Consider the following 14,412-nt stretch of genomic DNA (forward strand, 5'->3'; position numbering starts at 1 on the left):
GCTTATGAGTCGCCGCAACACCGAAATGCTCTTGCTCATCGCCTCGGCGTTCCCCGTCATCCTGCTGTATGCGATGTACGTGCTCACCGCAGGCGCTTCCATCTCGTTTGAAACGCTCGCCGTGCCGATCGGTCTTTTTGCCGCCTTCGCCGCGGCGCATATCGCCGTGCGCATCCTGGCGCCCGGTGCCGATCCGGCCATCCTGCCCATCGTCTTTGTGCTTTCGGGTATCGGCATCACGTTCGTAACGCGTCTGGCACCCGCCCTCGCCATCTCGCAGCTCGTCATTCTGTTTGTCTCGGTGGCACTGATGGTGGGCACGCTCGCGATGATCAAGAATCTCGATGTGGTCATGCGCTACAAGTACACCTTTGGCATCATCGGCATCATCTTGCTGATGCTGCCCATCTTTATCGGCACCACCATCTCGGGCTCCAAGCTGTGGATTCGCATCGCCGGCTTCACCATCCAGCCCGGCGAGTTCGCCAAGATTTTTATCGTATTGTTCTTGGCCGGATACCTAGCCGAGAACCGCGAGCTACTCTCCATCTCCAATCGCAAGATCTTGGGCCTCAAGGTCCCGCGCCTGCGCCTGCTGCTACCGCTGTTCGCTGTGTGGGGTGTATGCCTTCTGGTCGTTGTCTTCGAGCGCGACTTGGGCTCCGCCGTGCTGTTCTACACCATCTTCTTGCTGATGCTCTACGTCGCCACGGGACGTTTCTCGTATGTCGTCATCGGCCTTGCGCTTTTGGCAGTGGGTGCCGTGGGCGCCTACAAGTTCCTGTCGCATGTCCAGGTACGTTTCCAGATCTGGGCCGACCCCTTTAAGGATGCCCAGGGCCAGGGCTACCAGATTGTGCAATCCCTTTTCTCGTTGGCTGACGGCGGTCTTATCGGCGTTGGCATCGGTAATGGCATGGCCAATAACATCCCCGTCGTCGAGTCCGACTTCATTTTCTCGGCCATCGGCGAGGAAATGGGCCTTTTGGGCGGCGGCGCCGTACTCGTCCTGTTTATGCTCTTTGCCGTGCGAGGCCTGACCACGGCCGCCCGCGCTAAGTCTGACCTTGCCGCATTTAGCGCCACGGGCCTCACGGCCGCCATTAGCTTCCAGGCCTTCTTGATCGTTGGCGGCGTTACCCGCCTGATTCCGCTGACCGGCGTCACCCTGCCCTTTATGAGCCAGGGCGGCTCCTCGCTGCTGGCGAGCTTTATCATTGTCGCGCTTTTGCTGCGCGCCGGCGATGAGGCCACCGGTCGCGAGGCCGAGCTCACCGGCACCGGCACCATGGCCGCCATCACTGACGACCAGGTCGCTTCTGCCGCGGCGCATGCCGGCACGCGCTTCGCTTCTTCGTCTTCCTACGGCCGTGGCAGCCACTCCACCGGCTCGCGCATGCGTCGTCGCCTGCTCGATACGCCCGAATCTGGCGTGCTCGGCCGCGTGGCGCTCGCTAACCGCCTAACCCGCGCGGTATTTGCCTTTACGGCCCTGTTCGCCATCCTCATCGGCAACCTCACCTATGTCCAGGTCATCAAGGCCAAGGATTACCAGGATATGCCGACCAACAATCACACCATCGCCCGTTCCAAGTACATCCAGCGCGGCTCCATCATCACGTCCGACGGCGTGACGCTGGCCGAATCGCTGCAACAGGAGGACGGCACCTACGTACGCTCCTACCCTAACGGCAACCTGGCCGCCCATGTGGTTGGCTATGTGAGCCAGCAGTACGGCACCGCCGGTATCGAGAGCGTGATGAACGACACGCTCACCGGTTCCAAGGATTACTCCAGCTGGAACAACGCCATCGCGTCGCTCGCGGGCCAAAACCAGCCGGGCAACACCGCCAAACTCACCATCGACTCCCGCATCCAGACGGCTGCCGAACAGGCTCTCAAGGGCTTTAAGGGCGCCGTTGTGGTCATGGACCCGCGCACTGGCGCGGTGCTCGCATGTGCCAGCTCGCCCACCTACGACAACACCAACATCGACGCCCTGCTGCAATCGGGTGGCGGTGAGGACGGTTCTATGTACGACCGCGCCATGGACGCCCTCTATACTCCGGGCTCCACGTTTAAGGTCGTCACGCTTTCGGCGGCGCTCGAGTCCGGTGCAGCGACGCTCGACACCACCTATAGCGCTCCGGCCGAGATGGAGATCGGCGGCGCTGCCGTCACCAATGCCGACGACATCGGCTACGGCACCATCTCGCTCCGCCGCGCGTTTGCCGTGTCGTCCAACGTCGCCTACGGCCAGCTGGCCCGCGACCTCGGCGCCGAGACGCTCGTCAACCAGGCGAACGCCTTTGGGTTTGGCCAGTCGCTCGGCCAAGACTTCTCCACCACGCCCTCCATCATGCCCGACCCGTCGGTGATGACGGAATGGGAGCTCGCCTGGGCCGGCGCCGGCCAGCCCGTCGGCATGGACCACACGCCGGGTCCGCAGACCACCGTCATGCAGAACGCCGTTATCGCGGCGGCCATCGCCAACAGCGGCGTCGTCATGGACCCGTTCTTCGTTGCCCAGGTGCTCGCCCCAGACGGAACCGTGGTCAAGACCACGCAGTCCCGCTCACTGGGCCAGGCCGTCAGCGCCACCACGGCCGAACAGGTCAAACAGGCCATGCTCGACGTCGTTCAATCCGGCACCGGCACCGATGCCCAGATTCCGGGCGTCAAGGTTGCCGGCAAGACCGGCTCTGCCGAGATCGTCGGCACCAAGGTCAACTCGATGTTCGTCGGTTTTGCGCCTTACGATTCACCCACGGTCGCCATCTCGGTAGCCTTGGAGGATTACGACAAGCACGACGTCGAGGCGGCAAAGATCGCCGGCATCGTCCTGACCGCGGCGCTTGCCGCCCAGGGAGCGTGATGCCCGTGATTGATGCGCAAGCATGGGGCGTGCCGCGGCCGATAACACTAGCGGCAATGCGCCACACGGCCCCAGCGGCCTCAAATTTGGTACTACACACATCGTTGAGCGAATAGTCATGTTAGGAGCAGGAATGGAACAGAGGGTCCTCGGGGGAAGATACCTCCTCAAGGATAAGGTAGGGACAGGCGGCATGGCGACCGTCTACCGTGCACAGGACCAGGTCCTCGACCGCACGGTAGCTATCAAAATCATGCTGCCGCAATATGCCGGCGACGCCACCTTTGCTGCACGCTTTAAGCAGGAGGCCCAGGCAGCCGCCGGCCTCTCCTCCCCCTATATCGTCGGCGTCTACGATTGGGGCAAGGACGGCGACACCTATTACATCGTCATGGAATACCTGCGCGGCACCGACCTTAAGAGCGGCATCAAGAGCCACGGCGCCCTTGATCCCAAAAAGGTCGCTCAGATCGGCTCGCAGATCAGCTCCGCACTTTCGGTCGCCCACAAGCACGAGATCATCCACCGCGATATTAAGCCGCAGAACATCATGGTGCTGCCCGACGGCAACATCAAGGTCATGGACTTTGGCATCGCGCGCGCCAAGAACAGCCACCTTACGCAGGACAACAACGTTTTGGGCACCGCCCACTACGTAAGCCCCGAGCAGACCCGCGGGCAGGATCTAGGCCCCACCTCGGACATTTACTCGCTGGGCGTCGTGATGTACGAGTGCGCCACCGGCCGCGTGCCTTTCGACGGCGACGATGCCATCTCGGTCGCACTCAAGCAGGTCAACGAGCTGCCCGTGCCGCCGAGCCAGATCAACTCCGGTGTCGATGCCGATCTTGAGCGCATTATCCTCAAGTGCATGGAAAAAGATCCGGCTAACCGTTTCCAGACGGCCGACGAGCTGCGTCAGGTGCTCAACAGCTACCTGTCTGGTCGCGCCGTCAACGTGCCGGAGCCTACGCGCGTTATCGGCGCCGTTGGCGACCTGGGTGCCACCAAGACCCGAGAGCTATCCGACCAGACGCGCGCCATGGTACGCCCCGTCTCGGGCGTGAGCGGACAAAATAACGCTCGCAGCTCCGTCTCGGGTTCAACCGGCTCTTACGCCACCGAGCAGCCCAAATCCAACAAGAACAAGATCATCGCCGCCGTAGTTGCTGCGGTAGCCGTAATCGGCGTCATCGTGGCCTTTGCCACCGGACTCTTTGGCGGCGAGCAGGTCCCGGTTCCCGATGTGTTGGGTAAGGACCAGGAGACCGCCGTCGAACTGATTAAGGATGCCGGCCTTGACGTCGGAACCATTGACCAGAGCTACAACGACGACGTCGACGAGGGAAAGGTTGTCGAGCAGACTCCTAACGGTCACACCAAGAAGCCCAAGGGCACCAAGGTGAATCTGGTAATCTCCAAGGGTCCCAAGCCCTCCGAGAAGGTTGATGTCCCGCAGCTCGTTGGTCTGACCAAGGACCAGGCAGAGGCGGCGCTGGCAAGCGTCGGCCTTAAGGGCAATGCCACCGAGGAAGCCAACGAGGCCGAAAAGGGCGAAGTCTTTGAACAGGGCACCGATGCGGGCAAGGAAGTCGAGAAGGGCACGACCATTTCGTACAAAGTCTCGAGTGGACCCGACACCACCTCCGTTCCCGATCTGACCGACATGACCGAGGCTCAGGCACGCAACGCCCTCGATATGGCCGGCTTCGGCGTCGATGTGACCTACCAGGAGAACGATTCCGTCACCGAGGGCACCGTCATTAGCTGGAACCCCAGCGGTAAGCAAAAGCCCGGCGCCACGATTACCGTCGTCATCGCCAAGAAGTCCGGCAAGGCAAACGTTCCGGGCAACCTGTACGGCAAGAGTATCTCCTCCGCCGTCACCGCGCTCAACAACGCCGGATTCTACAACATCGCATTCTGCGATCAGAACGGCAACCCCGTGAGTGGTAACGAAAACGCCACCGTGACGGGCGTCTCCCCCACTGGCAAGCAGTCCACCGACAGCACGATCACGCTGACGGTTTCGATTTCTGGCTCTGGCACCGATTCAGGCGACGATTCCGGCACGACCAACTAGTCATCGAGACATTGCCCACAGCGGCTGATGCCGCAAACATATTCGCTCACAGGCGCCCGCTTGCTCCCCCAGCAAGCGGGCGCTTTCTTTATCCGAAGCAGCGAAAACTACAGCATGCCTTTAAACCAGAAGAGCCCGGTACCGCAGCGGTACCGGGCTCGATATTACTCTGGTGCCCCCGGGCGGATTCGAACCGTCGACACCCGCTTTAGGAGAGCGGTGCTCTATCCCCTGAGCTACGGAGGCATGTTGTACTAGTGTAGCAGATTTACTGCATCGCCATACGCCCCATGAACAGACTTCAAAGTTGCGATGGAATAGTTCCTGCCTGATGCGTCTAAAGCCGCATTTAGGAACTTTTCCACCGCAACTTATGAGGAGCTAGTTGCCTTTGTGGAAAAGGCCTTTGATGACGGAGGGGATGCTCTTGGCGCCCTTGGCCGTCACATCGATAAAGTCGGGCGAACGCACAAGCTTATCCTCGTCGACGTACTTGCGAACTGCACGAAGCGTCTCTTTGTCGTCGCGCGTCGAAAACGTAAAGTGGCCGTTATCCTTGGTAAAGATAGCAAAACGCGTGATCTTCTTGGTGCCACGCAAAACCTCGGCGGCAATATAGTCGACCTCGTCCCACGGAATTTGAATAAAATCCTCGGGATTGCGCTCGTTATAGTACTCAAACGCCTTATTGCCCACCATCACGTTACCGTGGCTAGTAAGCCCCATCAGGCAGGTCGCCGGCGTTGCAAGATCGACCGTGCTGTTCTGAGATTGCGCCATACGCGCCTCGCCCTCCAATAAAAACAAAACCGGACCGCATCCAGTGTACCCACCGGGTGCGGTCCGTTTCAATGGCTCAAAAGCCCTTGCCTAGCAACTCTCGGTCTTAAGCCGAAGCGTGCTTACATGAAGCCGCAGACGCGACCGATGATGCCGACGGCGAAGAGAGCCAGGATGATGACGATCGGGCTGACCTTCTTCTTGAGCAGCTTGCAGACGAACAGCGTCAGGCACACGGCAGCAAGGCCGGGGATGAGCTGATCGAGGTTAGCCTGAAGCGTGGTGACCTTCACCTGATCAAGGGCGGTAGCACCGACGGAGTTGTACATCGTCAGCGCTTCCTTGATGCCCTCGGCACCGGAAGGCAGGTTAGCCCAGTCAATGAAGGCGCCGGCAGACTGCGTGACCTTGGAGACGACCGGGGTGAAGGAGATGGACACCCAGCGCTCGACCAGGGCGCCGATGATGAACATACCCAGGATGGAAGCACCCTCGGTGACCTTGCCCATCAGACCGCCGGAGAGGTCCTTGGCGATGGAGGAGCCGACCTTATAGCCAAACTCCTGCGTGTACCACAGGAAGGCGTAACGGATGATGTTCCACGCGAAGAAGAACAGCAGCGGACCGGCGATGCTGCCGGACAGGGCCAGGGAAGCGCCCAGAGCGCCCAGGATCGGGCGAAGGGTGAACCAGAAGGCGGGGTCGCCGACGCCGGCGAGCGGGCCCATCATACCGACCTTGACGCCCTGAATGGCGACGTCATCGATCGGTGCACCGTTGGCGCGCTCCTCCTCGAGAGCGAGGGTAACGCCAATGACGGGGGCGGAAACATAGGGATGGGTGTTATAGAACTCCAGGTGGCGCTTAAGCGCGGAAATCTGGTCGTCCTTGCTGGTGTAGAGCTTCTTGATCGCAGGGATCATTGCGAAGCACCAGCCGCCATTCTGCATACGCTCGTAGTTCCACGAGCCCTGAAGGAACTGATGACGGAAGCAAACCTTCTTGCGGTCAGCCTTGGTGAGCTGAATCTTGTTCTCTGCCATATGTATCACTCCCCTCCTACTCGTAATCGTTCAGAATGTCGCCGAGCGGGTCACCGGAGCCACCGCCCATGCCGCCACCCTGCTTGGCCAGATCCTTGAGGCCAAGGTAGATGAGGGCAAGGGAGATGCCAATGAGACCAAGAGCGATCAGCGTGAGCTGAGGGATGGCAGCAAGGACAAAGCCGAGGATGAAGAACGGCCAGGTCTCCTTGGTGGCCATCATGTTGATGACCATGGCGTAACCGACGGAAGCGACCATGCCGCCGCCGACAGCCATGCCGCCGGACAGCCAGTCGGGCATAGCGTTAAGCGCGTTGGTAACCGCCTCGGCCGGGATGATGCACAGAAGTACTGCCGGGATGGCGATACGAAGGCCCTGCATGAGGATGGCGGCGTACTGCCAGCGCTCGATGCCGGAGAAGTCGCCCTTCTCGGCGCAACCGTCCATGGCGTGAGCGATAGCGGTAGCCAGGGTACGGCAGATCATGGTCAGGAACAGACCAGCGACCGACAGCGGGACGGCGACGGCGATGGCGGCGGTAACGGCCTTGGCCGAATCGGTGGCGCCACCGTTGAGGGCGAGCACCATGATAATCGAAGAAGCGACCGAGGCCAGAGCGGCGTCAGGCGCGACGGCAGCGCCGACGTTAGCCCAGCCAAGGGCCATCATCTGGAGCGAACCGCCCAGGAGGATGCCCTCCTGAAGGTGACCGGTTACGAGACCGATAAGCGTGCATGCCACGAGCGGCTGATGGAACTGGAACTCATCCAGAATGCCTTCCATACCGGCAAGCAACGCGACAATCGCAACAAGCAGAATAGTGATTGCAGACATGTATCGGACCCTCCTTTACTATGCTTGAGCGGCCAGTTCGGCCTTAGCTTTCTTCAACATGGCGTCGAGATCCTCGGAGGAATCCGAAGGAACCTTGCGGACCTCGAACTTGACGCCCTTGGCCTTGAGGGCCTCGAGAGTCTTAACGTCGTCATCTCCCATAGCGACGGCGTTGGTGACGACGACTTTGCCCTTGGAGTGAGCCATGGAACCGATGTTGACTTCCTTGATGTCGACGCCGGCCTCGATAGCCTTGAGCAGATCCTGCGGGTTCTCAAAGAGCAGCATGGCCTTGGTGTCACCAAAGCGCGTGTCCTTGACAACCTCGGCCATCTTCTTGATGGGCACGACGTTGGCATGGACTCCCGGAGGGGCAGCCTGCTCGATCATGGTCTTGCGGAGCTCGTCGTGAGCAACGCCGTCGGAAACCACGATGATGCGGTTGGGGTTGATCTGCTTGGTCCACGTGGTGGCCACCTGACCATGCAGCAGACGGGTGTCGATACGGACGTGGGCGATCTTGATGTGCCCATCGCCGATGACCGTTCCCGGAGGGATGGCGCCTGCAGGAGCAGCGGCGGCCGTGGCCGGCTTCTTCTCCTCGGGCTCCAGAGACTCGGGCTTGACGCGCACGCCAGCCTTAGCCTCAGTCACGAGATGTTTTGCGATCGCATGTGCAGTGTTCTTTGCGTCAAAGCGCTGCGAATATGCCTCGATGAGCATAGGCAGGTTGACACCGGTGACGATAGCCCAGGAATCGTGGCCCTCGATGAGACCGCTGATCTGGTTGAACGGCGTGCCGCCCCACAGATCAACGAGGAAGAGCACCTGCTCCTGGTCCTCGAAGGAAGCGATTGCTTCCTCGACCTTGGCACGGAAGTCGTCGGGGCCCATGCTCGGCTCGAGCGAGACCACGGCCACAGACGGCTGATCGCCAAAGACCATCGAGCCCGTCTGCTTGATTCCGGCTGCCAAGTCCCCGTGGCTAGCAAGAACAATACTTACCATCACATAACCTCCTCTTTGTCTACGTATTTCCTACACGACATGAAAGGAGTATACCTGTTCGTCCTGTAAAATTATAGAGAAAAATGCGAATGATTGGATAATTTGTTTAAACGTCTAGGTTTGTTACAAGTTGATTACGTTACTGCTTTTTGACGGATTACGCGCCAAGGCGTCACTTATCAAGCCATTCATTTTACAGATACAAGCAGGCTGGTCATTAATATCGATTTTAGGCAAGCGCGAATGCGCTTGTACTGCAGTTATTTTGTTTAAACAGACATAACTTGACTATTAGCGTGACTTATGCACTAACGTAAGTAGTCATTGGGGACGTTCTTAAACGACTAGTCAAACAAGAACGTCCCCAACGACTAGGGGCTAGGCGATGTGGAGAGGGTTGGCGGCGTCGACGGCGTCGGAGGGGTCATCGGGAACAGTGTCTGCCGGGTCCTCGTCGGGGGTCTCAATCTGCTTGATCATGACCTCCTGGCCCTGCAGCAGGTATGTCTCGCCGCTACCGCAATGGGGGCAGATCTTGCCGTGCTCGACCGTCGCATAGTCGCGGCCGCACGCCTCGCAATGCGTCACGGCCTCGACAGGCTCCACGATAAGCTCCGCGCCCTCGGTGATAGGCTTTTTATCTGCCGCCCAGCGCCAAGCGTCGAGCAGCAAGTCGGGAACGACGCCCGAGACCTCGCCCAGCAGCAGCGTGACGCTCGAAACGCGACTCACGCCATTGGCGCGCGCCACGTTCTCGACATCGCGAATAATGTGATAGACGATTCCCAATTCATGCAAGGTAGAAACCTTTCAGCAACGGTTGATGCGATGTCAGCCAAACGTCAGCGAGCGGCGATCCAGGTGCCCCAGGTTGCCCCGAAACAAGGCGTCCGCTGGGCTTTTGCCCGCGGCGCCGCAGTTGAGGGGCAAGATGGGGTATCTGGGCGCCGCGCAGCGTCGGCAGTGCCGCCGTTCGTTAGAACGGCGGAACCTCATTACTTCTTCCCGAATTTGATCTTGATGGCACGCTTGAGCGCGTACTTGCCCAAGCTGGGGAGCTTTTGCTCGTATTTAACCATCGTGGAGCACTCGGGGCGGTCGCGATCCAGATGGATGGCGTCGAACGCGCACTTGGTGGTGCACAGACCGCAGCCGATACACTTGTTGGGGTCGACGATCGAGGCACCGCAACCCAGGCAGCGGGCGGTCTCGGCGCGTACCTGCTCCTCGGTAAAGGTCTCGACGTACTCGCTAAAGGGCGCGGCCTTCTCGCGCTCGCGGTCGACATGTGCCACCTCGCGGCTCGCGTTATCGTAGCTCTCGATCACGACATCGTCGCGATCGAGCGCGATGTAGCGGCGCTGGTTGCGGCCGATGGTGAGCGTGGAGCCCGGTTGCACAAAGCGGTGGATGGACACGGCGGCCTCGTGACCGGCAGCGATGGCGTTGATGGCAAAGCTCGGACCGGTGTAGACGTCGCCGCCCACAAAGATGTCGGGCTCGGCGGTCTGGTAGGTCTGAGGATCGGCAAGGGCACCCTGGCCACGGCCAAGCTCCACCTTGGAGCCAGCCAGCAGGTCGCCCCACACGATGGACTGACCGATCGACATGACCACGCGGTCGGCGTCGACACGACGCAGGTCGTTCTCGTCGTACTCGGGCGCAAAACGGCCCTCGTCGTCAAAGACACGCGTGCAGCGCTTGAAGGTGATACCGCACACACGACCGGCCTCGTCCAGATGGACCTCCTTGGGGCCCCAGCCGCAGCTGATGTGGGCGCCGTCCTCAACGGCCTCGCGACGCTCCTCCTCGCTGGCGGGCATCTGGGCCTCGCTCTCCAGGCAGAATATCTCAACGTGCTCGGAACCCAGACGGCAGGCGTTGCGCGCGACGTCGATAGCCACGTTGCCGCCGCCCACCACGATGGTGCGGCCGGACAGCGCGTCGATCTTGCCACTGTTGACCTTGCGCAAAAAGTCGACGGCCACGGTCACGTCCTCGGCATCCTCGCCCGGAATACCGGCGAGGCGGCCGCCCTGGCAGCCAATGGCAACATAAAAGGCCTTAAAGCCCTGCTCGCGCAGCTCGTCGAGCGTCACATCGCGACCGACCTCCACGCCATAGCGGAACTCGGCGCCCATCAGGCGAATGACCTCGACCTCGGCCTCGATAACATCCTTCTGCAGCTTAAAGCTGGGAATGCCATAGGTGAGCATGCCACCCGGGCGCTCATTCTTCTCGAACACGACGGGCTTGTAGCCCTTCTCGGCCAGGTAGAAAGCGCAGGACAGGCCGGCCGGACCGGCACCGATGATGGCGATCTTCTGGTCGAAGCCGCCGGCACGCGTCGGGGTCACCACAGGTGGGACATAGCGGGTCGCGGCATCCAGATCGCGCTGGGCGATAAACTTCTTGACCTCGTCGATGGCCACGGCCTCGTCCACGCGACCGCGAGTGCAGGCATCCTCGCAGCGGCGATTGCACACACGGCCGCAGATAGCGGGCAGCGGGTTCTCGCGCTTGATGAGCGCTAGCGCCTCGTCATAGCGGCCCTGCGCCGCGAGCTTCAGATAGCCCTGAACGGCAATGTGCGCGGGGCAGGCCGTCTTGCAGGGCGCGGTGCCGGAATCGTGTGTCTCGATGCGGTTGTCGTTGCGGTAGTTGGGCGACCACTTGGTGTGGTCCCACTTGGTGGCATCGGGCAGCTCCTGGCGCGGATACTCGGGCACCTGTCCGCCGGCCTTTTTGCTGCAGAGCTTCTGGCCGAGCTTGACGGCACCGGCCGGGCACACCTCAACGCAGCGACCGCAGGCCACGCACTTGTCCTTCTCGACCTTGGCGACATAGGCCGAGCGCGACAGGTTGGGCGTGTTGAACAGCTGCGAGGTGCGCAGGGCGTAGCACACGTTGACGTTGCAGTTGCAGATGGCGAAGATCTTGTTCTCGCCGTCGATATTGGTGATCTGGTGCACAAAGCCGTTGTCCTCGGCCTGGCGCAAGATGTCATAGACCTCCTCACGCGTCACATAATGGCCGCGGTCGGTCTCAACCACATAGTCGGCCATATCGCCCACGGCAATGCACCAGTCGGCGGGGTCGTCGGCGCAGCCCTCGCCCATCACACGACGGCTCGCGCGGCAGCTGCAGGTGCTGGCGGCATATTTGCCCTCGTATTTGTCGAGCCAATGCTCGATATGCTCGATCGGCACCGAGGTGCTCGAAGCATCGATAGCCTTCTCGACCGGAATGACGTGCATGCCGATGCCGGCGCCTCCGGGCGGCACCATCGGCGTGGCTTTGGACAGCGGCCCCTTGGACGCCTGCTCAAAGAACTTGGCATAGACCGGATGCTCCTCGAGCTGGTTCACGCGCATGTTGAGGAACTCGGCGGAACCCGGTACCAGCATGGGCAGCACCCACTGCTTGGCGCGCTCGGGATTTTCCCAGTTGTACTCGAGCAGACCCGTGTAGCTCATGTCGTCGAGCATCTTCTCGATCTGGGCCTCGGGCATGCCGGTGAGCTTGGCCATCTCGGGCAGCGTATAGGGACGGCGCATCTTCATCTTGCAGAGCACTTCGGCCTGCTCGTCGGTTGCGGCCTCGGCAAACGACCAGTACTCGTAGCCCAGCAGCTCGTTGCGATGCAGCAGACGGTTGGTGCAATGCTCGCACAGCTTGACAATGGCCTCGCGCGGATGCTCCGGCAGCGGCGGCACGAACTCCGAACCGATGTCGGGCTCGGTGTAGCTAATTCCCGGTCCGTTGAGAATCATGGTTGTCCCTTCTCTTGCCGCAGCCCGACGAGGCCGCAGCGCCCCTCTTTTTTGCAGGCCGGGCATGCCCCCATGCCGTTCACCCGCCATTGTTGACATTATGTCAAAAATAGTATTGACGAACCGTCAACACTATTCAAGACTATTAGGCGAACGGTCGGGCCCAAACGGATGAAAGGCAGCAAGCGCATGAGCGATAACGCAGCGAGCACCCCTGTGGCCGACGCCGTCCCCACGCCCGACAGCGCGGCAAAGCGCCTGACAGGTGACGAGCGCCGTCGCGAGATTCTCGCCGCCGTGCGCGCCGTGAGCTCCGAGCTGGGCGTGTCCCATCTATCCGTCTCGGCCGTGACCAAGCGAGCCGGCTGCACGCGCTCGCTGTTCTACCACTACTTCGTCGACATGGACGCTGCCGTCACCGCCGTCATGGACGAGGCAATCGACGGTTTTATCTCCGAGCTCGAGCAGTGGAATGCCAGCCGCATCGTCGGTGATATCGAGGGCGCACTCGACACCGTCGCCCCGCTCTTTAAGCGCCTGGTTGTGAGCGGCCACGAGCTGCCGAGCACGCTCACCTCGAGCAGCGGCGCGCTCTACGGCGGCTTTCTGCACAACGTGGTCCAGCGCGTGGCGCAATACATCTGCGACACCACCGTGGTGGACTTTGTCGCCCATCATGACCTGCGCATCGACCATGTCTACGAGACGTTTTACACCCTCATCATGGGACTGTTGATGTACATCCGCACGCACCCCGATGTGCCCGACGAGACGGTTAAGGAGATTATCGCCTCGACACTCCACATCGAGGGCTACACCGCCAAGTATTCCGAGCGCAAGCCCAGGAACTGATGACATTTGGCCAAACTGCCCGCGACGGAAGAGGGGCCGCGGGCGTATGAAAGGAGAGCAGCATGCTGTTCGATGTTTGGGGTAGCGATACCCTTATCCACTGGGCCGGCTGGGCGATGGTCTTTATCGGCTTGATCGTACTCAACGAGGTCGGCCGCCGTACCAAGCTCGGCGCGGCCATCATCTTTGGCGTGGCTCCGCTGGCCATGACCATCTACTGCATCGCCATCGCCGTCGGCGTTTCGCAGGGTGCCGAGTGGGCGCTCACCAACCCCACCCATGTATACCAGAACAGCTGGTTCCATTACGCCAAGGTATACGCGGCGCTGGCCGGCTGCTGGGGCTTCATTGCCATTAAGTACCAGTGGGGCAAGATCGGCAAGGCGCATTGGTTCCGCGCATGGCCGTTTGTGATCGTCGCCATCAACATCTTGATCGCCGTCGTGTCCGACTTTGAGAGCGCCTATCACTTCTTTGTCCTGGGCGAGTCCACCTGGGTCACCTCCGAAGGTGCTACGCAGCTGGCCGGCTGGAACAACGTGTTCAACGGCATCGCGGGTATCATCAACATCTTCTGTATGACCGGTTGGTGGAGCGTCTACGCCTCCGAGGACAAGACCGACATGCTGTGGCCCGACATGACCTGGGTCTACATCATCGCCTACGATATCTGGAACTTCTGCTACACCTACAACTGCCTGCCCACCCACTCCTGGTTCTGCGGCTTTGCGCTGCTGCTGGCGCCCACCGTCGCCGCCTTTATCTGGAACAAGGGCGGCTGGATCCAGAACCGCGCCTTTACGCTGGCCATTTGGTGCATGTTTGCCCAGGTGTTCCCCTACTTCCAGGAGGAGTCCATCTTTGTGACGCACTCCACGCTCGACCCCGGCGCCGCCACCGCGGTCTCGATCGTCGCGCTGGTCGCCAACATCGCCGCGATCATCTACGTCGCCTACCGTGCCAAGAAGCTCGGCCGCAACCCCTACAAGCAGGATGTCTTTGAGGGCACCAGCGATTGGGAGAAGGCCACTGCCCGTCGCGCCAAGGTTGATTACGCGCACGCCGAGTAACGCGCCTGACGCAAACATCGCTTGAGCACGAAGCGGCATAGCCGGCTCCGCGCAACTCAACGCACTGCAGAGCCCCCGGAATGTGATTCGTTC

At 60.9% G+C, this 14,412-nt stretch carries 10 protein-coding genes and 1 tRNA gene; 4 read left to right on the forward strand and 7 right to left on the reverse strand.

Translation table 11 applies throughout. The features are described from left to right. Window positions 1–4 precede the first annotated feature (4 nt). Together ACTQ0H_RS01745 and pknB are read left to right on the forward strand one after the other, a co-directional pair. Complete coding sequence (locus ACTQ0H_RS01745; RefSeq protein WP_441041749.1) at window positions 5–2,875, forward strand: FtsW/RodA/SpoVE family cell cycle protein; 2,871 nt, start codon at window positions 5–7, stop codon at window positions 2,873–2,875. Between the two features lie 133 nt (window positions 2,876–3,008). Continuing rightward, window positions 3,009–4,958: a Stk1 family PASTA domain-containing Ser/Thr kinase gene (gene pknB, locus ACTQ0H_RS01750; RefSeq protein WP_427795137.1), complete on the forward strand. Its 1,950-nt coding sequence runs from the start codon at window positions 3,009–3,011 to the stop codon at window positions 4,956–4,958. Window positions 4,959–5,128: 170 nt separating this feature from the next. On the opposite strand, the gene ACTQ0H_RS01755 is transcribed toward pknB, so the two are convergent. From ACTQ0H_RS01755 to ACTQ0H_RS01785, 7 genes are all read right to left on the reverse strand, one after another. Then, a tRNA-Arg gene (locus ACTQ0H_RS01755) sits at window positions 5,129–5,204 on the reverse strand. Window positions 5,205–5,339: 135 nt separating this feature from the next. Beyond that, window positions 5,340–5,738 carry a DUF956 family protein gene (locus tag ACTQ0H_RS01760; protein ID WP_427719318.1) on the reverse strand — a complete coding sequence of 133 codons (399 nt, stop codon included), beginning with the start codon at window positions 5,736–5,738 and terminating at the stop codon, window positions 5,340–5,342. A 122-nt stretch (window positions 5,739–5,860) separates the two neighbouring features. Beyond that, window positions 5,861–6,781, reverse strand: coding sequence for a PTS system mannose/fructose/sorbose family transporter subunit IID (locus ACTQ0H_RS01765; protein WP_154518429.1), 921 nt, complete (start codon window positions 6,779–6,781; stop codon window positions 5,861–5,863). A 16-nt stretch (window positions 6,782–6,797) separates the two neighbouring features. Continuing rightward, window positions 6,798–7,616 carry a PTS mannose/fructose/sorbose transporter subunit IIC gene (locus tag ACTQ0H_RS01770; RefSeq protein ID WP_055285302.1) on the reverse strand — a complete coding sequence of 273 codons (819 nt, stop codon included), beginning with the start codon at window positions 7,614–7,616 and terminating at the stop codon, window positions 6,798–6,800. 18 nt (window positions 7,617–7,634) lie between these two features. Further along, the gene (locus ACTQ0H_RS01775; RefSeq protein ID WP_154518426.1) at window positions 7,635–8,624 is read right to left on the reverse strand and encodes a PTS sugar transporter subunit IIB; all 990 of its coding nucleotides are present in this window, start codon (window positions 8,622–8,624) and stop codon (window positions 7,635–7,637) included. 378 nt (window positions 8,625–9,002) lie between these two features. Next, window positions 9,003–9,422 (reverse strand): hydrogenase maturation nickel metallochaperone HypA/HybF, encoded by a 420-nt coding sequence (locus ACTQ0H_RS01780; protein WP_441537696.1) that lies wholly within the window; start codon window positions 9,420–9,422, stop codon window positions 9,003–9,005. Between the two features lie 197 nt (window positions 9,423–9,619). Beyond that, complete coding sequence (locus ACTQ0H_RS01785; protein WP_441537697.1) at window positions 9,620–12,397, reverse strand: FAD-dependent oxidoreductase; 2,778 nt, start codon at window positions 12,395–12,397, stop codon at window positions 9,620–9,622. 189 nt (window positions 12,398–12,586) lie between these two features. Between ACTQ0H_RS01785 and ACTQ0H_RS01790 the strand changes: the two genes are divergently transcribed. Both ACTQ0H_RS01790 and ACTQ0H_RS01795 read left to right on the forward strand, forming a co-directional pair. After that, window positions 12,587–13,249: a TetR/AcrR family transcriptional regulator gene (locus tag ACTQ0H_RS01790; protein WP_427727359.1), complete on the forward strand. Its 663-nt coding sequence runs from the start codon at window positions 12,587–12,589 to the stop codon at window positions 13,247–13,249. 62 nt (window positions 13,250–13,311) lie between these two features. Next, window positions 13,312–14,319 carry a DUF5692 family protein gene (locus tag ACTQ0H_RS01795; protein ID WP_154518417.1) on the forward strand — a complete coding sequence of 336 codons (1,008 nt, stop codon included), beginning with the start codon at window positions 13,312–13,314 and terminating at the stop codon, window positions 14,317–14,319. The last annotated feature ends 93 nt before the right edge of the window (window positions 14,320–14,412 follow it).

Source organism: Collinsella sp. LCP21S3_A3 (assembly GCF_052118905.1).
GTDB lineage: Bacteria > Actinomycetota > Coriobacteriia > Coriobacteriales > Coriobacteriaceae > Collinsella.

Bases quoted from the DNA above. Each gene is read 5' to 3' on its own strand.
- ACTQ0H_RS01745 (WP_441041749.1), top strand. From the start codon at position 5: ATGAGTCGCCGCAACACCGAAATGCTCTTGCTCATCGCCTCGGCGTTC.
- pknB (WP_427795137.1), top strand. From the start codon at position 3,009: ATGGAACAGAGGGTCCTCGGGGGAAGATACCTCCTCAAGGATAAGGTA.
- ACTQ0H_RS01760 (WP_427719318.1), bottom strand. From the start codon at position 5,738: ATGGCGCAATCTCAGAACAGCACGGTCGATCTTGCAACGCCGGCGACC.
- ACTQ0H_RS01765 (WP_154518429.1), bottom strand. From the start codon at position 6,781: ATGGCAGAGAACAAGATTCAGCTCACCAAGGCTGACCGCAAGAAGGTT.
- ACTQ0H_RS01770 (WP_055285302.1), bottom strand. From the start codon at position 7,616: ATGTCTGCAATCACTATTCTGCTTGTTGCGATTGTCGCGTTGCTTGCC.
- ACTQ0H_RS01775 (WP_154518426.1), bottom strand. From the start codon at position 8,624: ATGGTAAGTATTGTTCTTGCTAGCCACGGGGACTTGGCAGCCGGAATC.
- ACTQ0H_RS01785 (WP_441537697.1), bottom strand. From the start codon at position 12,397: ATGATTCTCAACGGACCGGGAATTAGCTACACCGAGCCCGACATCGGT.
- ACTQ0H_RS01790 (WP_427727359.1), top strand. From the start codon at position 12,587: ATGAGCGATAACGCAGCGAGCACCCCTGTGGCCGACGCCGTCCCCACG.
- ACTQ0H_RS01795 (WP_154518417.1), top strand. From the start codon at position 13,312: ATGCTGTTCGATGTTTGGGGTAGCGATACCCTTATCCACTGGGCCGGC.